Raw genomic sequence first — 23,363 nt, 5'->3', positions numbered from 1 at the left:
TTTATTAAAAATCATATGGATAATGTTTTTACGTGGGCTTTTTTATGTAACTTTTCGATTAATTTAATTTTTTTGATAGATTCTGGCAATCATGTGGCATATTTCATGCAAAATTGATTGTTAAAATACCCATTGATAGAATGTGTGAATACTTAAGTGTGCTATTGAACGTGAAGTGAAAACTTAGGATAAATCTTTATGGGAGAGGTCATGGATGGAATATCTTATTTTAGTGGTTTAGCTTTGTTAATTTAAATGTACAGATAAATAATACTTCTGTGCCGTGGGTTTTATAATAATCACCCCCGCGAAATTTTAATAATTAACAGGATTCATATCAGCGAAATAAAAATCGCGCTAGATATTTCAACGGCTATGCCGAATTTTTATTAACTGTACTCTCGACTCGTTAGGAGGTGGATGCATATTTTATAAATTAAACAAATGCACCTTATTAGAATTACGGTGAAACCTGTATTCAAGAAATAGGCGTGTTCGTTTTAGCTCATATCTATGTTTACCAAGGAGATTTGGAAAAATTCTCCTCTCTGCTTAAAAGCATTTCACTTTTGGGTAGTATAATAATTATATAAGGAAATCACATGAGACTTACAATCTCACATGCGCTGCTTCCAGTCATCTATCTGGTTGCATTACCGCTGAATGCTGCGGATTCAATACCAGAGTCTTTCCAACCTAAAAAAGAATCGACTGTTCCTACTGACTTGAAAACTAACCCTAGTTATCAGGACTCATGGGACTATACCCAAGAAAAGTGGGGGCAGAAATATCCAAATCTGCAAATCAAAGATAACAAATATCTGGCTGACCGTGACATTGTTTTACTCAATCCTGCGTTTAGCAAGCAAGTGGTAACGCTAATCAACCATTCGTATAGTGTTGGTAATACGCTGAACTCGGTGCAGCTCAATATTGGTGATGGAATCAATGAAGCGAATGGTTCCGAAGCGCTAAATACCCTCGTAAAAGGGGAGTATGTTAACAGCAGAGGCAATATTGAAACGGGTGTATTGTCTGTTAATAGCAATGGCAAAGCCTTTAATACCGTCGTTGACGCTTACGGATCGCTTTCAGTTTCTGGCGATGGCGAAGTTTATAATTCACTAATAAAAACTGGTGGGTTACAAGTTTTAGGCACCCGAGCCTACGCGCAGGCCAATATTATTGATGGCGGTGTTCAACAGCTTTCGGTCACGGGAAACGCCGTGGCTGAAGACAATATTGTCAAAAATGGTGGCCAACAGATTATTTATGCGGGTACCGCAAAGAACTCCCACATTGGTGACGGTAGCTACCAGTTAGCCAGTGGTTTAGCGCAAGACACCGTTCTTTATAGCGGTGCGTTCCAAGAGGTCTATTCAGGCAAAGGAGAGACGCACGTTGCCGATAGCAACACTCAAGTACTGGCAGGCGCTTTTCAGCAAATTACCTCCGGTATTTCAGAAAACGCTCAGGTATATGGCACTCAGACGGTCAGCGGCGTTGATGTGACTTGGAAGGATGGTACCTGGACATCAGATGAAGGTTCTAAAATCAGGATTAATGGCCAAACCGCCAAGAATTCAACTATCTATGCGGGCGGTAAACAGCGAATTCAGTCCGGCACTGCGGATGGCACTCAAGTTTATGGGGTGCAAACTATTAGTGGGCAAAAAGGCGGCTGGGTCGATGGTAAATGGGTCGATGCCGATGGCTATACAGGTGGCATCAGGGCTAATGCGACTAATACCACGGTATATGCAGGCGGTTTACAGCAAATAGCATGGTATGGTGAAGCCGATCAAAACATCATCGACGGTGGAACCCAGCAGGTTGATGAGCTTGGTCATATATCGAATACCACTATTCAGAACGGTGGGGCTAGCACCATTGCCTATGGCGCTTATTCAAGCGGAGATCTGATCGTTAAAGATGGTTCGCTGAGTATGCAAGCAGGAAGCGATCACGCATGGACTGACAATTTAGGTAAAGGTGCTTATGCAGCGAACGTGGATCTGCAAAGCGATAACGCTTATCTCTATATTCAGCACAACGATGCGACGCCAGAGTCTGTTGTAACGATCAAACAGCTAACTAATAATGGCGTGGTCAACTTTGGTGCGCAAAATGGCAGTGATAATGGACGTTTCAGCCGACTCGATTTAAACACGCTGAGCGGAAGCGGTACGTTCATCATGAATACTAATCTTGCTGGTGAAGAGGGGGATTTCCTCAATATCTCTGATTCGGTCAGCGGCAATTTTCATGTGCTCGTTCGTGACTCTGGCTATGAGCTGACCGGCAGTGGGGTCAATCCGTACCATCTGATATATGCTAACGGTAGTTCGGCAGATACTTTTGCTATGACCAATGGCAGCGTTGATTTAGGTGCTTACAAGTATTATCTGGTACACGGCGATGCGAGTGATAAAGATAATTGGTATCTATCCCCCACAGCCGTTAAGCCAAACCCGGAGCCCGATCCTGATCCTACCCCCGATCCAGATCCGAAGCCGGACCCAAAACCAGACCCAGAACCAACGCCAGATCCTGGTACTGATCCCGGCACCGATCCGCAACCAGAGCCGGAACCAACACCAGAGCCAACGCCAGAACCAACACCAGAACCAACACCAGAGCCAACACCAGAACCGACGCCTAATCCAGGGCCCGGCACGAAACCTGAACTATCGGAAAGTGCAAAATCCGTTCTCGCGATGGCTAACGTAACTCCCACGATTTGGGATGCTGAGCTTTCGACGCTGCGCAGTCGTTTGGGGGAAGTGCGTAACAATCAGCAGAGTGACACTGGTGTGTGGGGTAAATACATCAGTAGCCGTTACCGCATTTCAACCAGCAATGTGGGATATAATCAAGATCTGAACGGGGTCATGTTCGGAGGCGATAGGACCATTGCTTTAGACAACGCCCAGATGATAGTTGGCGGCATGGCGTCATATACCCATTCCGAGCTTGAAGCATCGAAGAGCAATGGCAAAGTCGATAGCTACAGCGTGGGTGCCTATATCACTTGGCTGCACGACAGTGGTTACTATTTGGATGGGGTGGTGAAAGCGAACCGTTTCCGTACTGAAAACAATCCGTACTTTAACGGTGGTCGAGCGCACGCGCACGATAATAGCTTTGGTGCCGGTTTCTCGCTTGAGGCCGGAAGACATATCTCATTCGATGACTATTTTGTTGAGCCTTATCTACAGGCGGCATTCTTCCGCGGCGAGCGAAGCGAATATAAGCTCGACAGCGGTATGAAAGTGAAAGCCGATGCAGCGAAGTCAGTCAAAGGTGAGTTAGGTACAACGCTAGGGAAAAACTTTACCCTTGCTAATGGCGCAACCATTCAGCCTTATGCGCGTCTGGCGGTTCGACATGAGTTTATGAAGGATAATGCGGTGGTCATTAATAACACCGAACACTTCAACAATGATATGTCGGGCACCAGTGGAAAATACGGTCTAGGTGTCACTACTCGTATGAACGATCGCTGGGCAGCTTATGGTGAAATCAACTATGAAATGGGTCACCATATCGAAACACCATACAGCGGCCAGATTGGCGTCCGTTATTCATTCTAGCGTTCAAGAATAAGTAACAAACTTCCCTCTAGCCCCGCAGATTGCGGGGCTTTTTGTGCGGTAACATTATTTATCAATAACATCGCTCTGTAGTGGCACAAGATTTCTAGCTGCTGGGAAATGTCAGGCCTTTTTATGTAAAAAACACCTGTTACTGTCCATAATATGCGTTAGCGCCGTGCTTTCTTAAGAAATGCTTGTCCAGTAATGTTTGCTGCATGGCGGTGAGATGGGGCTGAAGTTGCTGTGTGAACAGATTCATATAGGCGATTTCTTCAAGTACGACAGCGTTATGCACCGCGTTAGCAGGATTAGTTCCCCAAGCGAATGGGCCATGACTGTTTACCAGTACTGCAGGAATTTGGCTGGGGGAAATGCCTCTTTGCCTAAAGGTTTCAATAATGACGCTACCAGTATTGTGTTCATAACTCTCCTCTATTTCGTCATCGCGCATGGGACGTGTACAAGGGATAGCACCATAGAAATAATCTGCATGCGTTGTGCCTAACGGCATTAAATCTTTGCCGGCCTGCGACCAGATAGTGGCATGGCGCGAATGGGTATGGACGATGCCGCCAATATCAGGGAAGGCGTGGTACAGCGCCAGATGTGTATCGGTATCAGATGATGGTTTCTTATTTCCTTCGATGACTTTTCCACTGTGTATATCGACGACAACCATGTCATCCAAACTCATATTGGCATATTCAACCCCCGAAGGCTTAATGACCATTACACTTTTTTCTCGATCAATACCGCTAACGTTTCCCCAGGTAAATGTTATTAGCTGGTGCTCTGGCAGGGATAAATTGGCAGCAAGTACTTTCTGCTTCAACGTATTCATTCTTTACTCCTGAATTATCGTTTGTTTATGTGTGGAAGTGAGTTTTATTCCTTCCTTTAATTCTAATTTTTCGTAATGTCGTTATTTAAATTACGCCGAATAAATAAGATGTAAAATGCAGACGGATTATGCCTGAGTGAAAAACAACAGAAATGCTCAAACTCGGAACTAGTCGGGCATATATTGGTGTTGTTTTGATGCCCGTAAATGCCCGTTTGCTGGTTTTACTGTGGTAGTTACATGAAAAAAGAGAATTAATTTGTGATTGCTATCCATTAATTTTGTCGGTTATGCATCTGGCTTACATTCAAATATAGGATTTTGCTCACGCTATCAGCGGTGTATTATTAATGTAAAACGATTCTAGACACTAATCACTTTAATTCACGAAGAAAAGATTAATGATATAGGCATAATGAAATCGGTTTTTACGGGTTGATATTATGTTGCAGGCCGAGCGTTATAAAATGATTTGTGCGCACGTTCAAAAGTTGGGGGCGGTGCGCGTAACGGAGCTGTCGCAATTATGTCAGGTTTCTCAGGAAACGATTCGTAGGGATCTGACGAGATTAGAACAAAATAAAAAACTAACCCGTAGCTTTGGGGGAGCGGTCTCTTTAGATGCTCCAGATGTCATGTCCGTGGCGCTGGAAGATAAATTCTGGCCGGAAAATAGCGTGGATCGTGCAGAATCATTTCGTAAGCGTACCGAAGAAAACCCTGATATTAAAACAAAAATCACCAAGGCTGCGTTACAGTTTATCCATCCCGGCGACTGTATTTTGATGGATAACAGTAGTACCTGTTGGTTTCTGGCGCGACAAATACCGGATATCGATATTACGGTTGTAACCAATTCATTACGCATTATTCAGGCGTTAGCTTGCCGGGATAAAGTTCGCATTATCGGTATCGGTGGAGAATATTCAGAACGCCATGATGACTTTCATGGTCCGGTTGCCGAGAGCGCTATTAGAAATTTTCAGATTAATAGTTTCTTTTTTTCCTGTCAGGGAGTGAATCTGGAAAATGGTCTTCGTGATGGTAGTGAAATCAATGCCCGGCTAAAACAAGTTATGCTTCAGGTTTCTGCACAAAAAATATTAATGGTTGACTCGAGTAAGTTTGAACAGTTTGCTTTCAGTAAAATATGCATGCTGGATGAGATCGATATTATGGTTACCAATAACTGTATTGATGAACGTTATCGTAGTCTACATCCACAGTTAAATGTAGTAGAAGTTGATAAGTAATAGGTTTTAATCGTTATCTGAATAAATAAGGCTATTGCTCATTGATTTAGCCAACACCAGAGAAAGTTCGAAATAAATAAAAAGTCAGGCTGATATTTTTATCGGGATTTCCTGACGCATGAAACTATTTCTTAAGGAATTTACGATGAAAAAATTAATCTTATCTTGCCTGATTACGACTGTATTAGCATCAACCGCAGCATGGGCGGAACAACCCGCAACGACTCAAAAAGCGAATAAACCTTTTACGATGGGGGTTGTGGTCAAAGTAGGTGGTATTCCGTGGTTTAACGTGATGGAACAGGGGATTAAGGAAGAAGGAAAAGCATTGGGCGTAGATGCCTGGCAAGTTGGGCCGACAACTGCGGATCCGGCTGAGCAGGTACGCGCTATTGAAGATTTAATCGCTAAGAAAGTCGATGTGATCGGTGTTGTGCCAAATGATGCCAAAGTACTGGAGCCCGTATTGAAGCGCGCTCAAGAGGCCGGCATCAAAGTCATTACGCATGAATCGCCTGACCAGGCCAATGCTGACTGGGACTTTGAGTTGCTGAATACCCAGACGATGGGGGCCAACCATATGAAAGATATGGCGAAATGTATGGGTGAGGAAGGTAAGTATGCCATGTTCGTCGGCAGTCTGACGGTTCCACTGGTGAATGACTGGGCCGACGCGGCAATTGCTTATCAAAAAGAGCATTATCCAAAAATGACCCTCGTTGAAGATCGCTTTGGTGTGGCGGAATCTGTCGATGATTCGATGCGTACTGCGAATGACCTGATGTCTAAATATAAAGATCTAAAGGGCATTATGTCGTTTGGTTCACAGGGCCCTATTGGCGCAGGGCGCGCTATTGATAAACGTAAGAAAAATGATGCCATTTGCGTTTTCGGGACGTTCACCCCAGGTCAGGGGATTAAATTGCTAGAAAAAGGCGCGATCGATGGTGGGTATATTTCTAACCCGATGACGGCGGGTAAAGTCTTCGTTCAGGTTGCTACGGCGATGATGAACGGTGAACCAATCAAAGATGGCGTAAAAATTGGTGATATGGGTGAAATTAAAGTTCAGAACAACACCATTCTAAGCGATAACCCTGAAAAACTCGATCTTGAAAATACGAAGCGTTTAGTGAAGTTAGGCTTGTAATTTAGGTTTGCATCACCGGGCCAGCACTGGCCCGGAAATCCTTCGGTCGTTCAGGAATAGCATGATGCCTCATACTACAGAGCAAAATGCGGGTGAGCCATTAGTGACGTTAAAATCACTAACGAAAAGCTTCGGTGGCCATCAGGCATTAAAAAATATTGATCTCACTCTAAATAAAGGTGAAGTCCACTGTCTTGCTGGTGCGAACGGGTGCGGTAAAAGCACGTTAATAAAAACGCTGAGCGGGGTTTATACCCCAGATACCGGTAGCGAAATTATTATTGATGATAAATCCTGGTCCAGACTTTCCCCGGATAAAGCTCGCGAGTTAGGTATTCAGGTTATTTATCAGGATCTCTCATTGTTTCCTAACCTGACGGTGGCGGAAAATATTGCCTTTGAATATAACCTCAAAGGTTATTTGAGATGGCATAGAAAAGCCTATCTAAAAACGGTATCAGAAAAAATTATCCAGGAGTTAAATTTTAACCTCGATGTGGATGCACTGGTTCAGCATTTGCCCATTGCGCAGCGTCAGCAGGTTGCTATTTGTCGCGCCCTAGTTGCAGAGGCTCGACTGGTGATAATGGATGAACCAACGGCTTCGCTGACTCGCACCGAGGTTAATCAACTGCTACGTACGGTAAATTATCTCCGTGATAAAAATATCACCGTGGTTTTTGTCAGTCATCGCTTAGATGAGGTCAAAGAGATTTCCGACCGTATTACGGTTATTCGCGATGGTGAAATCGTAGGTACTTGGGCGGCAGACTTATTATCGCCGGGGCGTATCACTGAACTAATGACCGGTAAAACGATTATCCATCAGAAAAAGTTACCGAATAGTGTGGAAGGCAAAGTTATTCTTGAGTTGAATAAATTGAGCCGCAAAGGGCAATTTGAAGATATTTCCCTTAAGCTCCACCAAGGTGAAGTAGTGGGATTATGTGGTTTACTCGGCTCTGGACGAACAGAATTGGCGCTGAGTCTTTTTGGTGTCACCCATCCAGATAGTGGAGATATTTATCTGGATGGTAAGAAAGTAGTGATTAAAGATAATACTCAAGCGGTGGAAATGGGTATTGCCTATGTCTCTGAGGATCGCCTGACCTTGGGGGCTGTTTTACAGCAATCGGTCAGTGACAACATGGTGCTCTCGATCCTGAATCGGCTAAAAACGCCGTGGCAGTGTATTGATGAAAAACGCCAAGAGACTCTGGTTAAGGAGTGGATTCAGGATCTGGATATTAAAGTCACCAATCCTGATAACCCGTTATCTACATTATCTGGCGGTAATCAACAAAAGGTTGTACTGGCGAAATGGATTTTAACTCGCCCGAAAGTACTGATTCTCGATGCTCCTACTGTCGGTGTAGATATCGGTGCGAAAGACAGTATTTACCAGCTTATCCATCGACTCTCCGGTGTCGGTATTTCTGTATTGCTAATTACTGATGAAGCCCCTGAAGCGTATTACAACTGCGATCGTATTTTTCATATACAGCGTGGAAAGATTATTAACGAACTGCTGCCTTCTCTCTATACAGAACAGCAGTTAGCGGAGGTGATTAATGGCTAAAGGACTACAGCTCCGGCTTCCACGTTCGGTAGAAGGATGGTTGGGGTGGGTGATCGTTCTGATGCTGGCGCTTTTTTCTCTGATGAGCGATGAGTTCCTGTCGATTCAGAACCTATTGGATCTTACAGAGAGTTATGCCGTGACGGGGATCTTCGCTCTTGGACTGTTTGTGGTGCTAGTGACAGGAGGTATTGATATTTCGTTCGCAGCCGTGGCATCGGTTGTTCAGTACGTGGTGGCTTCATTACTACTTAATGGAATGATAGCGAATCCGCTGCTGTGTCTTGGGTTGGCGATTGGGCTGGGCGTTATATTTGGTCTGATTAACGCGATCCTTATTTATTACCTCAATGTGGTTTCCATCATCATTACTATCAGTATGCAGTCGCTGCTGTTCGGTATGTTGATGTGGCTGACTAATGGTCACAGCATTTACGACTTACCTGACTGGTGGGTGACGCAACGCTCCTTTTTTAGCTTTGGATTTGAAGGAGAAGTTTATCAGGTTGGATTACCGCTGGCGGTGATGCTGGGTATGGCCTGCTTCACTTGGATTGTGATGAATAAAACTCACATAGGGCGTCAACTTTATGCTGTGGGCGGGAGTCCTGAATCAGCACGGCGTATAGGTATTCGGGTTTCACTCATTTATCTGTTTGCTTACGGCTATCTTGGCGCAGCGGCGGCGATTGGGGGAATGCTTCAGGCCTATCGCATGAGTGAGGTTGTCCCTAACGCGTTGGTGGGTGGCGAGCTGGAAGTATTGGCTGCTGCTGTACTGGGTGGGGCGAGTTTATCTGGCGGGCGCGGTTCGGTTATTGGCACGCTGATGGGCGTATTCCTCATCGGCATTCTAAAAAATGGCCTCAACCTGATTGGAGTATCTAGCTATTTCGTCAACATCGTCATCGGCGTGGTGATTGTCTCGGCTATCTGCGTCACCCATTACAAAAAACGCAAAGAAACGGACGTTGGATTCGTCTGACAGGGGGCTTGAAATGAAAAGACAGGCATTTTTACCAATAGATGGCACCAGCTCCGGTTTACTGGCGATATGTTTCTTTGCAGTGGTGGCATTTAGTCTGGCGATGCCCGGACGTTTTTTTACCGAAAATACTTTTCTGAGTATTGCCTTCCAGTTGCCAGAACTGGGATTGCTTACGTTTGCGATGTTTGTGCCGATGCTCAGTGGCGGGCTCAATCTGGCGATTATCGGCACTGCGAATCTTACCAGCCTGTTTATGGCATGGCTGTTAATCCAGTTTGTACCTGCTGATGCGTCTACTGGCATGCAGTTATGGTGGTTACTTTTGGCGATGCTGGGTGCGGTGCTTATCGCCATCGCGATTGGTGCCATTACGGGGATGATCATTGCTCGGGTTGGTGCGCACCCAATTTTGGTCACGTTAGGCAGCATGACGATTATCAGTGGAATTGGCATCTATCTCACCAAAGGCGCGGCGTTAAGTGGTATGCCACCGATTGTCCGCAGTATAGGAGCGGAAGTGATATATGGGATACCGGTTCCCATGGTGATCTTTATCGCTGCGACTCTCATGCTGGCGCTTTTCCTCGGAAAAACCCGCACAGGAAAAGTCATTTACATGTGCGGCAGCAACATCAATGCAACCTGGTTTAGCGGTATTCGTACTGACCGTGTACTGATCGCAATTTATGCTATCTCCAGCCTGCTGTGCGTGCTAGCAGGTCTTATTATGCTGGCCCGCTTTAACTCAGCTCGTATGGGGTACGGCGATTCTTATCTACTGCTGACGGTACTGGCAATTGTCCTTGGTGGCACCGATCCATTCGGTGGGGTCGGTAAGGTCGGTCATGTTTTCTGTGCGCTGTTGGTGCTTCAGGTGATCGCCACTGGACTCAGTCTGCTGGGCCTTAGTCTGCATTTCAATCTAGCAGTGTGGGGGATCACCTTGATTGCCGCATTGGCCTTTAAGTTCTTCAAACAAAAGTGGCAGGCGCAGCGCGCTATGAATAACAGCCTAAAAGCGATTCAACAACCACTGGCAACTATTGAGGGAAAATAATGCGTAGCCATCCATTAGGTATATATGAAAAGGCGCTCCCCAGAAACACCAGTTGGGTAGAAAAGCTAGCGCTGGCAAAATCATGCGGTTTTGATTTTGTTGAAATGTCGATAGATGAGAATGAAGAACGACTAGCTCGCTTGGACTGGCCTCTTTTAGAGCGAATGGAAATTATCAACGCCATTCAGAAAACAGGAGTGCGTATTCCGACGATGTGTTTATCTGCTCATCGGCGTTTCCCGTTCGGCAGCCATGATAGCGACACTCGCCAGCAAGCGCGGATTATCATGCAGAAAGCATTACGGCTAGCGCAGGATTTGGGCGTTCGAACCATCCAGCTTGCAGGCTATGACGTTTATTATGAGCCGCAGAATGATGAAACCATCGCTTGGTTTGAAGATGCGATGGCTTGGGTTGCGGAACAGGCTGCAGCCGCGCAGGTTATGTGTGCGGTGGAAATTATGGATACGCCCTTTATTAACTCCATCAGTAAATGGAAAGTGCTGGATAAGAAAATTAACTCTCCGTGGTTTACCGTCTACCCTGATGTCGGCAATCTAACCGCATGGGGTAATGAAGTGGAGAGTGAACTGGTGAAAGGCATTGATCGGATTGCTGCCATTCATCTTAAAGATACATTTCCGGTGACACCAGATTCCCCAGGGCAGTTTCGTGATGTTCCCTTTGGCGACGGGTGCGTAGATTTTGTGAATTTATTCAAAATATTACGCCGTCTTAATTACCGAGGCACTTTCCTGATTGAAATGTGGACAGAAAAATCTACCGAACCGTTGCTGGAAATTATCCATGCGCGTCAGTGGATAGAAAACAAAATGCAGGACGCCGGATGGTTTGACGAGCGGTCGCCTATTGCAGGATAAGGAGGGGATGATGGACCATTACTTTATGGGCATTGATTTGGGCGGCACCGTCACTAAGGCAGGGATCTATACCGCCGAGGGTAGGGAGGTCACCGTCGCAGCTCAGACCTTACCACTACTCAGTCCACTACCGGGGTTCTGTGAACGCAATATGGCTGACCTTTGGGCTGCAACGTGTGAGGTTATCCGGCGAGCGTTGGCTGAAAGTCATTTGTCAGCGGAGCACATCAACGGCATTGGTTTTTCCTCACATGGTAAAGGGCTTTACCTTGTCGATAAATCAGGAGCACCGGTACGTAACGGTATCGTATCTTCGGATTCTCGCGCACAACCATTAGTTACAGCCTGGAAGGCGCAGGGTATCGATCGTCAGGCTTATCCGCACAGTTTTCAGCAGTTGTGGCCTTCACATCCGGCAGCATTGTTGAGGTGGTTAAAGCTGAACGAACCGGAGAGCTATGCCCGCACAGGTTATGTTTTGATGGCTCACGATTATATTCGCTATTGCCTGACAAATGAATTTACCTGCGAAGAAACCAATATTTCGGGAAGTCAGCTATTTAATTTACAACGCAATGAGTTTGACCCTGCGCTGTTCACATTATTCGGCATTGAAGAGATGACGAATTGTATGCCCAAGGTGATTGGCTCAGCCGAACTGGCAGGAGTTGTTACTGCAGATGCTGCAGCGTTATGTGGATTAAAAGCAGGAACGCCAGTATTTGGCGGAGTTTTTGATGTCGTTGGCGCAGCCATCACCTCTGGCGTGTATGACAGTACGCAACTTAGCGCTGTCGCCGGAACCTGGTCTATAGCCACTCGCGTTTTTGATAACATTATCCCGAAAGAATATCCGTATGTATGGGGTAAATTTAGTATTCCTGGATACTATTTCGCCCATGAAGGCAGCCCCACATCTGCCAGTAATCTGACCTGGTTTATTCATCACTTTTTCCCAGATCTGCTGGATGACCATGACAAGCTTAATCAGTGGGCTGTGTGTGGATATGAGAAACCGGACAGTATTTTATTTTTCCCTTGGCTGTACGGTTCTAATTACTGCGACTCCCTGAGCGGTGGATTTCTCGGGCTGGGAGGGCACCACGACGCAGCAGATATAGTTTACGCCATCTATCAGGGGATAGTATTCTCGCATTTGCTGCATCAGGACAAATTACTGCAACTTAGCGATGGAACCCGTGCCATTCGTTTTACCGGCGGGCCAACGCATTCGCGTATCTGGATGCAGATGTTTTGTGATGCCAGCAATCTGCCGCTTGAAATTGTTGATGTGGAACAGTCCGGCTGTCGGGCGGCGGCGATGTGTGCTGCTGTAGGGGCAGGAGATTATGCGGGCTTTGAACAGGCGATTAAAGCGACCCTGCCGCCACTGATTCGTTTGGAGCCGGATGCAGTGAAGCATCACATGTTACGCAGTCGGTTTGAACGATTCAAGCGCGTTGCCGATGCGTTGAGTTCGGCTGAAAGTTAATAGCGTGTATTATCGTGAAGGAGATCGGTGAGTACTCAGTGATCTCCCTTTTGTTTATACGCAATGTTCCGCGTTATCCCGTTGGTACTTGTCTGCTCAGCGTCCCCTCGCAGCACGGCCTGTACACTCTCTGAGTACAATTCCTCTTTATCAAATATTTCAGCCGTTTTGTTACTTCCACAACGGCTTGACTGTTACTGTCTGACACGACAATTGCCGTGTGTGGATCTCACCATGAGGTGCACGCCTTTTCATATCATCTGGTTCGCTGAAGTGTAACGTTTCCCCGTTGATAACGTAAGCGGCTTTTTGTAATACATTCAATGTCGCCAATTTGCCGCCAAAATAAAAGGAGCTACGCTTTCAAGTAGCCTGTTGATTTATTGGGGCGGTGTAAATCTATCGCCATTGTAACGCAGGTTATCATCGTCTTTAGGTTTGGAGACTTTGATTTCCGTATCGGTTAACGGCTTGGTTTTGCTTGCTATGGGGAATCTCCATGCGCTTAGGCCCAACGAAAACAATAGAGATTTTCGTTGGGCCTATCAATGGGCCTAAAAGGTTCGGATTTATTCAGACCTCCCAGAACAAATCGAAGGCACAAAAAAGCCCGCAAGGCTTGCGCCGTGCGGGCTTCTAGGACTTCATCAGATGACTCTGGTAATCACCGATGGAGAATTTGGTGGGCTGGGGGAGTCTGAATTGGTTGTGTAATTCTTTGTTTTTTATTGTCTTCTCCTCAATTCAACTTTGCGAAGGGGCCTATAAAGGGGCCTAAAAGAAATTATCATGTTTCTGGGGGGAGCGGAGCCATATGAAAATTGGCTCCGAGTGTTAAGGTTCAGTTAGGATAGATGACTACTTTTCTCCTAACTCGATCTTCATGCTGAGATCATATTCAACTGTTTCAATGATACGGTTGTAAGCCTCAATAATTTTACTGAGTGAGGCTTTACGACCAGCGGCATTAAATCTTCCAAGTTCAATGACATTTGATGCTATAAACTGTTCAAACTCCAGGATATCTACACGACCATCGTATACGCCATTACAAAAATTCTCGAGTAATGTTTCTAATACAAATGCGCCCTTAGACGACGTAATTACGAGTGGCTTATAACCCCCTTCCAGATTTGCGATACACTTGCTCAACAATGCTTCTGTTGGTAGGTTGGTAACATGTAACACCATGTCTTCATAGTCAAAATCACCACTGCGACTGGAGCCTGAATCGTTCTGATTCGAATGATGATGGGTAACTTTCCCTTCTCCAAGGAGTACATCCAATTTGGCTCCAACCATATGCTGCATCAGTGTACCTACAAATCTGGTACCAGCACCTTCATTTTGTCTATTTTGCGCTTGAGTCAGCAAATGGCGAATAGCTCGACGAACTCCCCATTGGGGATCGATGCTTAAAACAAATGGGCGTCTTTCAAAATACTCTTTGGCCTTATTAATCCAGAAGCATTCACACCGAAATAGATCTATAGAACCGTTGATTTGGTGATAATTATTTAACAACTCAATGTATCCCAGCATGAGTTGCATACTACCACGACTAGTGCGACCACCTTCGCTGGCTAATATTCTTTCAATTCCATGATCAGCCAACACTTTTTGCGTTGCCGGACCCCCTAACCCTTTTACCTGGCCTTGTTTGCCAGTCTTCCAGTCATCACTATTTAAAGGCCATTCTAGGGTTCCGGCCTTTTGCTTCTCAAGTGCATGTCGGTTAATAACCAACAGAGCTGCAATTGGTCCCTTATTCCCATTTACCGAGTTACTTACAGAAAATGCTTCCAGTGCTGAGTCAATTGCAGATGTTGAATTCATTACGCCACCTTTTTCTGAGTCAATACAGCATTGTACGACTCTGAAAGGATAGGTTCAAAGATGAATCTAGAAAGATGGCTAACAACAGGCACAACAACGCCATCTCCAGCAATATGATAAGCATCGTTATAGTTATCCGGGAGCTTGTAGGTATCAGGCAACCCCATCAAGCGAGCCGCCTCTCTCGGGGAGAGGAGACGTGAGCGAACCTGATCCCCCTCTACGACCAAGATGCTCTGGCGGCTAGAACCGCCCGCAGGTGTACGTAAACATCCGGCAATACCATCGAATCGGACTTCTGCTCGTTGCGCTTTTACACCGTTATCATCTTTGCGGGTGCGCTTATAAAGACCGCCAACTATGCGCTGTCCCGACTTCATAGCAGCTTTAACTTTACTGAGATTTGCTTCAGTCATCATTGACAGTAAAAGCTTGGTTTTCTCAGGAGAATCCCATTTTACCCCTACAGGCTCTTCATCGATTATGTCAGTAAATGTGATTAACCGCTTATCTGGTAGGGGTAAATTCCACCATAACCATAATTCCTGAGCTTTCGCTGATAGTCCGTTGAAAGCCGTAACCATCCGTTCTGGATGCCATGGAGTTACTGGCGTTTGAGATACGAGTTGTTGTGATAATTCTACTGTCGGATGAACGGCCACAATGAAAACTCGAGGGCGTGACTGGGGGACGAAATGGACAGCATCAATCATCATCGCCCCAAAGCGATAACCAGCATCAGATAAAACAGTACCTATTGAGGCGAAATCCTTTCCCTTATTTGACGTCAAGACACCATAGACATTTTCAAGCACAATTATTCGAGGTGCTCGATTTTCTGTCATTAGACTACGCATGAGTCGCCAGAAAGGCCAGAATGTTCCTGAACGGGTTTGAGTCTGGTCATCTTCGCCACCAATACCTTTATATCCGCCTGCGAGAGAGAGGTCTTGGCAAGGGAAAGAAGCCCATACCAAGTCAGCCTGATCAGGAAGTTGTTTGCTGGTAATCTTATTTATATCTTCAACTAATAAATCTAACCCACCGTGCCAGTTGTTCCTGTAGGCATGTCCTTTCATTGGGCTAAAATCATTAGCAAAGAGGCAATTCCAATGTTCACCCAAACCAGCCCGAGCCATGCCACCCCCGGCAAAAAACTCGTAAAAAGAGGGACCGGATTGATTCATCTGGTCTGGAATAGCTTTCGCGTTTTCCATATCACGTTGAATCTTTTCGTTAATGGCCTCAGTAATCCATGCACTCATCTTGATCTTTCCGCCATCAAGTTGGCATAAACGAGATATTTCATTGTATTGCTCGTTTGTAAGACGGAGACTGGTACGATAGTTTGTTGAGGTGCTCATAAAGTATCCTAATTTTGGCGCCAAATTTTGGCTCCTTCCCTAAAGCATATCGAACTGAGAGAATCTGTCAATTTGAAATGATTCCCTGAACCAATGGCTAAATTTTCGACTAACGTAGCAAAAACAAAATCGCCTACCGCTCCCGGCAGGCGCAGTATGCGATAAATTAAAGATAAGGAAAGTTCAGAAAGGTGAATCAGGAAGACGGCTCGCAAGATTGAGTGGTGTGGTTCCCCTCCTGCACCAGACGTGCTTCCAGGCACGGCGTGATATCCCGCTGCAGGCCCCATGTGGGGTTGCTCATTTATAACCTCTTTATTGTCAGTTCAGGGTGATACTCATCAGACAGGTATAAGGTCCGTTGCGATCCTGGCGGCGTTCGGCGTATACCGCCAGCACGCCGGGAATGTCAGGAACGGCCAGACCGGTGTAATGACAGACACTGCCATGCCACTGGTATCTGCCGGTGCAGTATCGAAAAATGCGGGAGGCCGGATGCTGACGGTAAATCGTCATCGCCCGGCGTTTACTGATAATTCTCATGTCATCCCTCACAGCAGACCGTGTTCAGCGAACGACAATATCTGCGTACCACCTACGATAAGGTGGTCAGGCACACGTATATCAACGAGCTGAAGCGCCTGCACCAGACGCTGCGTGATGGTCTTATCTGCCTTGCTGGGCGAGGTGTCGCCGGAGGGATGGTTATGCGCCAGTATCACTGCTGCCGCATTGAAGTACAGGGCGCGTTTGACCACCTCACGGGGATGTACCTCGGTACTGCTAATAGAACCGGCAAACAGGGTTTCGTGTGCAATCAACTGGTTCTGCTGGTTCAGATACAGCACCATAAACTCTTCGCGCTCCAGTCCCGCCATTTTCAGTTTCAGCCAGTCACGTGCAGCCTGAGTGGAAGTGAATGCCACGCCTGTTTCGCGCAGGTGTCGGTCAAGCAGCGTTAAGGCGCGTTTTACCGTGCGTTGTGCGGTTAGTGGTAGTGCCGGAGTCATTGGGATAAGTGACTGTTCCATCATAAGTATCCTTAATCAATAATGCGCAGAATGGCGCTGGATTCAGGGTGCTGCAGGGCGTAATCCCGCAGGCGGTAATAGTGCTCCGTCATGGCATCGCATTCGGTGCGACAGGCGTGATGGCTGTATTCAATCAGGCAGACCGCGATACCGGCGGCTTCCACGCTCATTTGCGCACTATTGCCGTTCATGCCGTTGAACAGATGCCATTTATCGTCACTGTCAGCATCAGGTGCCATAAACGCGCCGCCATTACTGAGCGTGTAAAAGGACCAGATACCGCCGCTGTACTCATCACAGAAGCGGTCCATCCAGGCGAAAATACGGGGTTCCAGCGTTATCCACTGCGGGACGAAGCCAAAGTGCTGCGGCCAGAAATTGAGACGCTGTTCGTCAGGTACTGGTGTTGCAGTAAGGGCAAATTGAGGTTCATTAGCGGATATCAATTCGCATTGAGTTTGTGTCGTCATGGATATTCTCCGTCAATAAAAACGCCAGCGACGAAGGCTGGCGTATGGGCAATAAAGGACTTGCAGGGATGATGAATGGATGTGGTCAGGAGGAGGATGCTCTGAGGATGCCTGAGTTGCGGATATAACGATTAAGCCCTTCACCGGCATCAGGTTCAAAGCACCACGCCCGCCAGACCATTCGACCTTCAGAGTCACGAACCACCAGGCGGAAGTGGCTACCCTGGTCGTCTTCAATAGCGATATTTTGATACCGGCGCGTAACCGCTTCGACCTGCTGTCGGGTAAAAGGTCCCGGTGGAAGTGTGTGAGATTCAGACATTGAGTGTACCTTAAAAGCAAAAGCCCCTGACGCAGAAGCGTCAGGGGCTATGGGTGTATGCAGGTGCGGGATGATTATCAGTAACCGGTTTGAACCTTATACAGCCGCAGGGTTTTACTGCCCCGGACAATTTTCACATACAGGGCATTATCTTTTATGCCGAGCACAAACCCGGCCTGCACATCGCCCTTACAGTCACCACCGTCGTAAGGAATGTTGACACCGGTCTGGCGCACAAGGTCGATAACCCCGAAGCTTAAGTCCTCACATGCCGGACCCGGCAGGTCCTGAATCAGAGCAAATTTATGGTCGTCGCTGACACCGGTCAGTGAGCACATGGAGGTGTTGATGTCGTTTCCCTGGCACCAGTACTCCTGGCCGGGATTATCTTTATCCATCAGGCTTGCCGGAAGCTGAGCAGCACCGGCACTGAATGCGGCAAGTGATAGAATGAAGGCGGGTACAGCAGAGGTCATTATTTTCAGCATGGTCTTCGTCCTGAATTAATCCAGCCCGCGGTTGGGCAAAATAAGAGTGGTTGATATCGGGTGTTATCAGAAGCGCCGGTAGCGAAATAGCTCTTTGCCCTGGTAAAGTGCCACCAGGTCGTCATATTCCGGCTTCTTCTGGTTGGGCTTAAAGGTCACTACCGTGCCCGGACGGCACAGGTCTTTTACGGTGAGACCGAATTTCTTGTCCGGAGTAATGGTGAATCCCTTCGACACATCGTTGCGCATGATAGTTATCCAGCCCCACAGGCCGCCTTCGCAGTCTTTAAAAGGTGCTGAACGCACCGTGACCATCCCGCCCTGACGGTCAACAGACATGGCTTCGCATTTTCCGGTAACCTGACGATGCGCATCACACCAGAAAATATTCCCGTTGTTGTCATTGACGACTGCAGGTAGCGTCCGGTTATAAGGCTGGGCCTGAGCCCCCGCACAAAGCAGAAGGCTGCCGGTAATGCCCAGTATTTTAATCAGTGTTTTCATTGCGTTGGTCCTTAACAGAGAAAGTATCAGGTAGCGGTGATTCAGGCCCAGACGGTCAGGGTCAGCATCACAAGCCATACCCAGAAGTAAGCCGGTTTCTGACCGAGGGTTTTCGCCCGATGCCACAAATAGAACGGCACCAGCAAGGCCTGTTTGCCGAACATGGTGGTATCCACTCCGGCCTTACGCAGCCGTCGTTCATCGAGATACCCCAGAGCGATATTGAGCAGCAGCGTGATAAACCAGTATTGCCCGCCCGAGACAGCCTCATAGGCCTCGTCAAAAGACATTCCGTTCAGCCCTGCAGTCCACAGCTCGAGCGCATAACCAATGAAGGGAGCAAATGCCAGCGTCCATACCACTCCACCCGGAATGCAGTTCCCCGGCAGCGCTGGTGGTGTAGTGCTGTGGAGCAGCGCTGTAGCCAGCGGGGTGGCGGAGACTGGTTGCCAGTCCGTCATGCCCTGTCGCCACACCAGCGTGGCAGCGGTGAGTTCACCGCGTGCAATCAGGCCAGTGATGTTGTCTTCGGTCACATTGTCGTGACGTATGCCATTTTTCTCGTAATGCCATGTCATTGTTTTTCCTTCTTAAAAGAGATAATTAAATCAGTGTGTTGTCCGGCTCCTCCTCAGAGGGCCCAGGAGTCAGGACTTCGCGGATACAGCTGAAGTGCGGAAGAGCCCGGATAAAGCCCGCCTGTGTGGTTAACTGGCTGAGACGTTTTCGCGGGGTGAAAGTGGTGTTCAGGACTGTCACCGCATGGATGGTCGCCAGTGGATGCACGGTGATATGCCCGTTAAGTTCACCGGTGAGGTACCAGCAGCCGTCGAGTGATATCAGGCGGTACGGAGCCAGCCCGTCACAGCGCTCTCCCTCGGCCAGCAGGAGTACCCGCTGGCAGGCGGTAATGGCACTGACGAGACGGTAGAACACCAGTGAGATGGCCGGTGACACAGACTGTGGCGGCTGCCATACCAGACACGGCATCCCTCCCGCAGTGAGCAACATGCCCGCCAGACGCCGGTCCAGCCCCGGAAAAATATCGGCCAGTCCGGCCCGGTGCGCGAAGGTCAGCGCATCAAGCTCGCCCTGTACGCCCCCACCGGTGCTGCGCAGGCGGCATTGCCCCCGTCGATACTCAAGGTCGAGGTACATCAGCCGTTCGCGAAAATCCCGTCGCAGGGTACGGACTGACACACCAAACTCTGCAGCCAGCCGCGCCATGTTCAGCGTTTCACCGGCAACCAGGCGGCTGATTATCAGTGACAGCCTGACAGCCAGCCGGTCATGACGGCGATCTGCCTGTGTCATCTTAAATCTCCGTAATAATTAACTGACTGAATATGAAATGATTCTAAAGAGGGGGGCGGACAGGGTATGGACACAGAATGAACTATTTTTTATCAGCCACCGGAGGCAGGGCCGACGCGGCACACCGTGAAATGTGGTGATAAAACACTCAATCCAATGGGGGTAAAACGGACAGGGAGTGTCCTTTCTCAACATACTGATAACAAGCTCAGGACTGAAACCCACTCAGCATCGCTTCTGCCATCACCCAGAGAGCCCGGTTGATCTTCACATCTCCGTCGATACCACGCACGGCGCGGGTATGCGTTCGCCCACCTTTTGCACTCCGGCCAGTGAGCCCGCCCTTAATCAGGTTCTCCTGAATACGCTGGTATGTGGTCCACAGATCATTGCTCTCATCCTGCCAGCGGCGTGGGGAGAGTATCTGAGATGCTGTCACCGGCTGGTGGTCCTCACCGAAACGGTACGTCAGTGCAGCCTGTGCCAGAGCCCGTTGTGCAGGTGGCGGCAACATCAGCGACTGCATGGCATCCCGCTTCTCTTCCACACGGTCAAAAATCCCCAGCACTTCATACGCCCCCTCAATCACCTGACTAACCACGTCTCCTTTGTGCGGCACCCGCACCTCGCCAAACGACTCACCGCAGACGAGTCCGTTCTGGCATACCGCACGGAATAATCCCGGCAGCATCTGATACGAGCTGGTGCCGTCATGAGAGTTGAGCAGAATGATTTCCGGGACTTGCTTGCCGGTAATTTGCCCCACCCGACGCAGGCGCAGCATGTGCTTTGTGTGCTCGCGGCGACCTGGATCACGCACTCTGGTCTGACAGGCAAAGAAGGGCTGGAAGCCTTCGCGCTGCAGGTTTTCAAGAACGGTAATGGTTGGTATCCAGGTATGCCGTGCGCTACGTGACGCGTGCTTATCCTCACTGAACACACTGGGCACAACCCGAAACAACTCTTCATGAGTTAACGGACGGTCACGACGAATAAGGTTTACTGCGCCAAAGCGCGAAGCCAGACGGGTCATAAGAGACTCCTCATGATGGAAAAAGAAAGACAAAAAAGCCCCGTCGCATAGTCGCGGCAGGGCTAAGGAAACAACGAGTTAAGGGGTTAAGTATTCAGAAGAAAAAACTCCAGACAGCACGAGCGACCGATACTACAGTGTCACGTACAGCCAGGATAATTGTCCGAACCGGGGCCGGTATCAGGGGTATGGAGCTTACTGTGTCCAGTACCGAGCCGACCGTTTCACCAAAATCGTCACGTGCTTTTTTATTAACGGCATCGGTACGAAGTGGAGCACTAAGCTGTACTGCCACCGGACTACTGGCCTCCCGTGGCAGGCAACGAATCATCCGTTCAGCCATCACCCGCAGCCCCCACTGCAAACGTACCGACACCACACAGATAGGGTTTACAGGTTGGAACAGCTCATGCAGCAGACAGATTTTGCGGCTTATATTTTGTTTCTGCTCTGTAGACAACTTTTCACCACCGCTGGTGGGTTCAACCTTGTCGGACTGACTGATAACAAACAACACCTTATGCCGGTATGCCTCACCAATCACCTCCCGGTAAAAATGTTCATCCACCGCCAGCGCTCGATCATCGGCCTTGATCAACCACAGCACCAGGTCGAGCCGGGGAAGCTGTTGCCGGTACAGCGTGGCATATTCCGCATCACGACTTTCGCTTTCACCGACACCTGGCAAGTCCACAATAGTCATAAAGCGCTCGCCAACCTGCAAGCGAAAGCGCAGGGGTTCACGGGTACAGGCCGCCACATCGCTGATCTGTGACACCTCACCAGCAAACAGGGCATTGCACAGGCTGCTCTTTCCCGCTCCGGTTTTACCCATAATGCCGATCACTGGCTCATAGCCGGTTAACTGGCTTACCTGGTGCAGAACACGTTCAGACACCCATTGCGGCAAGCTGGAAAGTGAGTTCTGCAGCGACTGCAGACCTTCAGGTTTTTTCATCACTACTCCTCTGAAATGAAAACAAAAAAGGCAGAACCGTGAGGTTCTGCCTTTAATGAAGTATGTTCAGTTGAATGATATATATCTGAATATTTTTACAATGCTGATAGGCCGTTCTGTGCCAGGAGCGGACGTTGCCAGCATTGAGTTTCAGTTTTCAAAGGTATATCTTTCGATTTAGTTCACTTAGAATGAGCGTGTTAAAGTTTTTGGTTATGTGAGTATATTGAATATAACAAATAAACAATAATTTTTGCATTCCATTCAGGATATAAAAAAGAGGGATTTGAGTTATGTACGATTATAGTTTTTCACTTACTCCATCTACAGGATTTGTTAAAGGATTATGTAGTGTTTGGTCGAATGATTTCTCTATAAATGATGATTCTGACTCTGATTTAGGGCAAACAGATGTTCATTTACTTTCATCTCCTCATTTGAATATCATATCCGATCCAAATGAATTGGCTTCCAAGTTAAAAGGTTTGTTGATGCTCATGAACGGCGCACTTAGCGTTCTTTATGGTTTTGAAAGATATCAATCTTTTGGTCCTCTTTCTATTTCTGGAAGTGAAGGTATTAATTACTCTGAAATATGCGGCTTTAAATCAATGGATGTAACTCAGATAAATCCCTTTAATTTCCATGATATACAGCAACCACACCCTCGCGCTGATAATTTTTCACGATTAATTAATTTATCATCTAAACATGAATCCTTACGTGTTGTTTTAGGTATGTGTGCCTTAGGTGATGATTGGGTTAATCTTTATCGTTTGTGGGAAACGATTAGAGAATATGTACATGATAAATATGTGAAAGGTACACTTAATATTCCCGGTGCTAATAAAGACAAGAAATATCAGAGAGATAAATTAATTAGCATGGCTTTTAATATTGATGAAAAGGAAATCAGCAGATTCACGGGCACTGCTAATAGCTTTGAACTGTTAGGGTATCTTGCGAGACATGGAAAGGGAAGTTCCGGAGGGATATTAAAAAATCCGATGTCAAGAGTTGACGCAAGCATTTTCGTACACAAAGCAACATACAAATTTTGTAAGTTATTTTTGATGTAAGTAAAAAGTTGAAGCTATCATACTCAAAGTATCGAAAACTGCGTTCGTCGTGCACTCGAAAACGATATGCATATTGTGTCTGCACTAATTACTCAAGATCCGAGAACAATGGCGAAGCTCATTTTTT

Annotated in this window: 22 protein-coding genes and 2 pseudogenes; 9 read left to right on the top strand and 15 right to left on the bottom strand. The window is 47.3% G+C overall.

Annotation, left to right across the window (positions count from 1 at the left end):
- Positions 1–602 precede the first annotated feature (602 nt).
- Entirely contained in the window at positions 603–3,593 is a 2,991-nt protein-coding gene (locus HMPREF3091_RS00580) for an autotransporter outer membrane beta-barrel domain-containing protein (RefSeq protein ID WP_070713251.1), read from the top strand.
- A 151-nt stretch (positions 3,594–3,744) separates the two neighbouring features.
- Here the strand turns inward: HMPREF3091_RS00580 and araD are convergent, their stop codons facing one another.
- Positions 3,745–4,437, bottom strand: a complete 693-nt coding sequence (araD, locus tag HMPREF3091_RS00575; RefSeq protein WP_070713248.1) for an L-ribulose-5-phosphate 4-epimerase — start codon at positions 4,435–4,437, stop codon at positions 3,745–3,747.
- A 443-nt stretch (positions 4,438–4,880) separates the two neighbouring features.
- Here araD and HMPREF3091_RS00570 point away from each other — a divergent pair, with 443 nt between their 5' ends.
- From HMPREF3091_RS00570 to HMPREF3091_RS00540, 7 genes are all read left to right on the top strand, one after another.
- Positions 4,881–5,690 (top strand): DeoR/GlpR family DNA-binding transcription regulator, encoded by an 810-nt coding sequence (locus HMPREF3091_RS00570; RefSeq protein ID WP_070713244.1) that lies wholly within the window; start codon positions 4,881–4,883, stop codon positions 5,688–5,690.
- 145 nt (positions 5,691–5,835) lie between these two features.
- Positions 5,836–6,840: a substrate-binding domain-containing protein gene (locus HMPREF3091_RS00565; RefSeq protein ID WP_070713240.1), complete on the top strand. Its 1,005-nt coding sequence runs from the start codon at positions 5,836–5,838 to the stop codon at positions 6,838–6,840.
- 61 nt (positions 6,841–6,901) lie between these two features.
- Positions 6,902–8,419 carry a sugar ABC transporter ATP-binding protein gene (locus HMPREF3091_RS00560; protein ID WP_070713236.1) on the top strand — a complete coding sequence of 506 codons (1,518 nt, stop codon included), beginning with the start codon at positions 6,902–6,904 and terminating at the stop codon, positions 8,417–8,419.
- Positions 8,412–9,404, top strand: a complete 993-nt coding sequence (locus HMPREF3091_RS00555; RefSeq protein ID WP_070713232.1) for an ABC transporter permease — start codon at positions 8,412–8,414, stop codon at positions 9,402–9,404. The genes HMPREF3091_RS00560 and HMPREF3091_RS00555 overlap by 8 nt, the downstream gene beginning before the upstream one ends.
- 13 nt (positions 9,405–9,417) lie before the next feature.
- Entirely contained in the window at positions 9,418–10,464 is a 1,047-nt protein-coding gene (locus HMPREF3091_RS00550; RefSeq protein WP_070713229.1) for an ABC transporter permease, read from the top strand.
- The gene (locus HMPREF3091_RS00545) at positions 10,464–11,345 is read left to right on the top strand and encodes an L-ribulose-5-phosphate 3-epimerase (RefSeq protein ID WP_070713227.1); all 882 of its coding nucleotides are present in this window, start codon (positions 10,464–10,466) and stop codon (positions 11,343–11,345) included. The genes HMPREF3091_RS00550 and HMPREF3091_RS00545 overlap by 1 nt, the downstream gene beginning before the upstream one ends.
- A gap of 10 nt (positions 11,346–11,355) precedes the next feature.
- On the top strand, positions 11,356–12,837 hold the full coding sequence (locus tag HMPREF3091_RS00540) for an FGGY-family carbohydrate kinase (RefSeq protein WP_070713224.1): 1,482 nt from the start codon (positions 11,356–11,358) through the stop codon (positions 12,835–12,837).
- 392 nt (positions 12,838–13,229) lie between these two features.
- Here HMPREF3091_RS00540 and HMPREF3091_RS22780 read toward each other — a convergent pair.
- The 14 genes and pseudogenes from HMPREF3091_RS22780 to HMPREF3091_RS00480 form a co-directional block, all read right to left on the bottom strand.
- Positions 13,230–13,325: pseudogene (locus HMPREF3091_RS22780) on the bottom strand (hypothetical protein); the annotation flags it as partial.
- A 370-nt stretch (positions 13,326–13,695) separates the two neighbouring features.
- A complete protein-coding gene (locus HMPREF3091_RS00535; RefSeq protein WP_061068405.1) occupies positions 13,696–14,673 on the bottom strand; it encodes a DUF4928 family protein in 978 nt (325 codons plus the stop codon).
- The gene (locus HMPREF3091_RS00530) at positions 14,673–16,037 is read right to left on the bottom strand and encodes a DNA cytosine methyltransferase (protein WP_246839935.1); all 1,365 of its coding nucleotides are present in this window, start codon (positions 16,035–16,037) and stop codon (positions 14,673–14,675) included. The genes HMPREF3091_RS00535 and HMPREF3091_RS00530 overlap by 1 nt, the downstream gene beginning before the upstream one ends.
- A 229-nt stretch (positions 16,038–16,266) precedes the next feature.
- A pseudogene (locus HMPREF3091_RS21940) lies at positions 16,267–16,341 on the bottom strand (type IV toxin-antitoxin system YeeU family antitoxin); the annotation flags it as partial.
- Between the two features lie 17 nt (positions 16,342–16,358).
- Complete coding sequence (locus HMPREF3091_RS00525) at positions 16,359–16,580, bottom strand: DUF987 domain-containing protein (protein WP_023302277.1); 222 nt, start codon at positions 16,578–16,580, stop codon at positions 16,359–16,361.
- Positions 16,581–16,588: 8 nt separating this feature from the next.
- The gene (locus HMPREF3091_RS00520) at positions 16,589–17,071 is read right to left on the bottom strand and encodes a JAB domain-containing protein (protein WP_070713221.1); all 483 of its coding nucleotides are present in this window, start codon (positions 17,069–17,071) and stop codon (positions 16,589–16,591) included.
- Positions 17,072–17,079: 8 nt separating this feature from the next.
- Entirely contained in the window at positions 17,080–17,538 is a 459-nt protein-coding gene (locus tag HMPREF3091_RS00515; RefSeq protein ID WP_070713219.1) for an antirestriction protein, read from the bottom strand.
- An 85-nt stretch (positions 17,539–17,623) separates the two neighbouring features.
- Positions 17,624–17,860 carry a DUF905 domain-containing protein gene (locus HMPREF3091_RS00510; RefSeq protein WP_070713216.1) on the bottom strand — a complete coding sequence of 79 codons (237 nt, stop codon included), beginning with the start codon at positions 17,858–17,860 and terminating at the stop codon, positions 17,624–17,626.
- Between the two features lie 77 nt (positions 17,861–17,937).
- Positions 17,938–18,348, bottom strand: coding sequence for a hypothetical protein (locus HMPREF3091_RS00505; protein ID WP_070713212.1), 411 nt, complete (start codon positions 18,346–18,348; stop codon positions 17,938–17,940).
- A 66-nt stretch (positions 18,349–18,414) separates the two neighbouring features.
- Entirely contained in the window at positions 18,415–18,852 is a 438-nt protein-coding gene (locus HMPREF3091_RS00500) for a hypothetical protein (protein WP_023301392.1), read from the bottom strand.
- Positions 18,853–18,893: 41 nt separating this feature from the next.
- Positions 18,894–19,430, bottom strand: a complete 537-nt coding sequence (locus HMPREF3091_RS00495; protein WP_070713210.1) for a DUF4339 domain-containing protein — start codon at positions 19,428–19,430, stop codon at positions 18,894–18,896.
- A gap of 25 nt (positions 19,431–19,455) precedes the next feature.
- Complete coding sequence (locus HMPREF3091_RS00490) at positions 19,456–20,166, bottom strand: DeoR family transcriptional regulator (RefSeq protein ID WP_070713206.1); 711 nt, start codon at positions 20,164–20,166, stop codon at positions 19,456–19,458.
- 208 nt (positions 20,167–20,374) lie between these two features.
- Positions 20,375–21,199: a DUF932 domain-containing protein gene (locus HMPREF3091_RS00485; RefSeq protein ID WP_070713203.1), complete on the bottom strand. Its 825-nt coding sequence runs from the start codon at positions 21,197–21,199 to the stop codon at positions 20,375–20,377.
- A 94-nt stretch (positions 21,200–21,293) separates the two neighbouring features.
- Positions 21,294–22,157 carry a GTPase family protein gene (locus tag HMPREF3091_RS00480; RefSeq protein ID WP_070713199.1) on the bottom strand — a complete coding sequence of 288 codons (864 nt, stop codon included), beginning with the start codon at positions 22,155–22,157 and terminating at the stop codon, positions 21,294–21,296.
- A gap of 293 nt (positions 22,158–22,450) precedes the next feature.
- Here HMPREF3091_RS00480 and HMPREF3091_RS00475 point away from each other — a divergent pair, with 293 nt between their 5' ends.
- Positions 22,451–23,236, top strand: a complete 786-nt coding sequence (locus HMPREF3091_RS00475) for a hypothetical protein (protein ID WP_064791197.1) — start codon at positions 22,451–22,453, stop codon at positions 23,234–23,236.
- Positions 23,237–23,363: the final 127 nt, after the last annotated feature.

The organism is Hafnia sp. HMSC23F03 (assembly GCF_001816025.1).
GTDB classification, from domain to species: Bacteria; Pseudomonadota; Gammaproteobacteria; order Enterobacterales; family Enterobacteriaceae; genus Hafnia; species Hafnia paralvei.
Note: the sequence above shows the minus strand (reverse complement) of the source record. Positions and strands in the feature narration are given on the sequence as shown.

Excerpts from the sequence above, each read along its gene's own strand:
- HMPREF3091_RS00580 (WP_070713251.1), top strand. The coding sequence starts at position 603 with ATGAGACTTACAATCTCACATGCGCTGCTTCCAGTCATCTATCTGGTT.
- araD (WP_070713248.1), bottom strand. The coding sequence starts at position 4,437 with ATGAATACGTTGAAGCAGAAAGTACTTGCTGCCAATTTATCCCTGCCA.
- HMPREF3091_RS00570 (WP_070713244.1), top strand. The coding sequence starts at position 4,881 with ATGTTGCAGGCCGAGCGTTATAAAATGATTTGTGCGCACGTTCAAAAG.
- HMPREF3091_RS00565 (WP_070713240.1), top strand. The coding sequence starts at position 5,836 with ATGAAAAAATTAATCTTATCTTGCCTGATTACGACTGTATTAGCATCA.
- HMPREF3091_RS00560 (WP_070713236.1), top strand. The coding sequence starts at position 6,902 with ATGATGCCTCATACTACAGAGCAAAATGCGGGTGAGCCATTAGTGACG.
- HMPREF3091_RS00555 (WP_070713232.1), top strand. The coding sequence starts at position 8,412 with ATGGCTAAAGGACTACAGCTCCGGCTTCCACGTTCGGTAGAAGGATGG.
- HMPREF3091_RS00550 (WP_070713229.1), top strand. The coding sequence starts at position 9,418 with ATGAAAAGACAGGCATTTTTACCAATAGATGGCACCAGCTCCGGTTTA.
- HMPREF3091_RS00545 (WP_070713227.1), top strand. The coding sequence starts at position 10,464 with ATGCGTAGCCATCCATTAGGTATATATGAAAAGGCGCTCCCCAGAAAC.
- HMPREF3091_RS00540 (WP_070713224.1), top strand. The coding sequence starts at position 11,356 with ATGGACCATTACTTTATGGGCATTGATTTGGGCGGCACCGTCACTAAG.
- HMPREF3091_RS00535 (WP_061068405.1), bottom strand. The coding sequence starts at position 14,673 with ATGAATTCAACATCTGCAATTGACTCAGCACTGGAAGCATTTTCTGTA.
- HMPREF3091_RS00530 (WP_246839935.1), bottom strand. The coding sequence starts at position 16,037 with ATGAGCACCTCAACAAACTATCGTACCAGTCTCCGTCTTACAAACGAG.
- HMPREF3091_RS00525 (WP_023302277.1), bottom strand. The coding sequence starts at position 16,580 with ATGAGAATTATCAGTAAACGCCGGGCGATGACGATTTACCGTCAGCAT.
- HMPREF3091_RS00520 (WP_070713221.1), bottom strand. The coding sequence starts at position 17,071 with ATGATGGAACAGTCACTTATCCCAATGACTCCGGCACTACCACTAACC.
- HMPREF3091_RS00515 (WP_070713219.1), bottom strand. The coding sequence starts at position 17,538 with ATGACGACACAAACTCAATGCGAATTGATATCCGCTAATGAACCTCAA.
- HMPREF3091_RS00510 (WP_070713216.1), bottom strand. The coding sequence starts at position 17,860 with ATGTCTGAATCTCACACACTTCCACCGGGACCTTTTACCCGACAGCAG.
- HMPREF3091_RS00505 (WP_070713212.1), bottom strand. The coding sequence starts at position 18,348 with ATGCTGAAAATAATGACCTCTGCTGTACCCGCCTTCATTCTATCACTT.
- HMPREF3091_RS00500 (WP_023301392.1), bottom strand. The coding sequence starts at position 18,852 with ATGAAAACACTGATTAAAATACTGGGCATTACCGGCAGCCTTCTGCTT.
- HMPREF3091_RS00495 (WP_070713210.1), bottom strand. The coding sequence starts at position 19,430 with ATGACATGGCATTACGAGAAAAATGGCATACGTCACGACAATGTGACC.
- HMPREF3091_RS00490 (WP_070713206.1), bottom strand. The coding sequence starts at position 20,166 with ATGACACAGGCAGATCGCCGTCATGACCGGCTGGCTGTCAGGCTGTCA.
- HMPREF3091_RS00485 (WP_070713203.1), bottom strand. The coding sequence starts at position 21,199 with ATGACCCGTCTGGCTTCGCGCTTTGGCGCAGTAAACCTTATTCGTCGT.
- HMPREF3091_RS00480 (WP_070713199.1), bottom strand. The coding sequence starts at position 22,157 with ATGAAAAAACCTGAAGGTCTGCAGTCGCTGCAGAACTCACTTTCCAGC.
- HMPREF3091_RS00475 (WP_064791197.1), top strand. The coding sequence starts at position 22,451 with ATGTACGATTATAGTTTTTCACTTACTCCATCTACAGGATTTGTTAAA.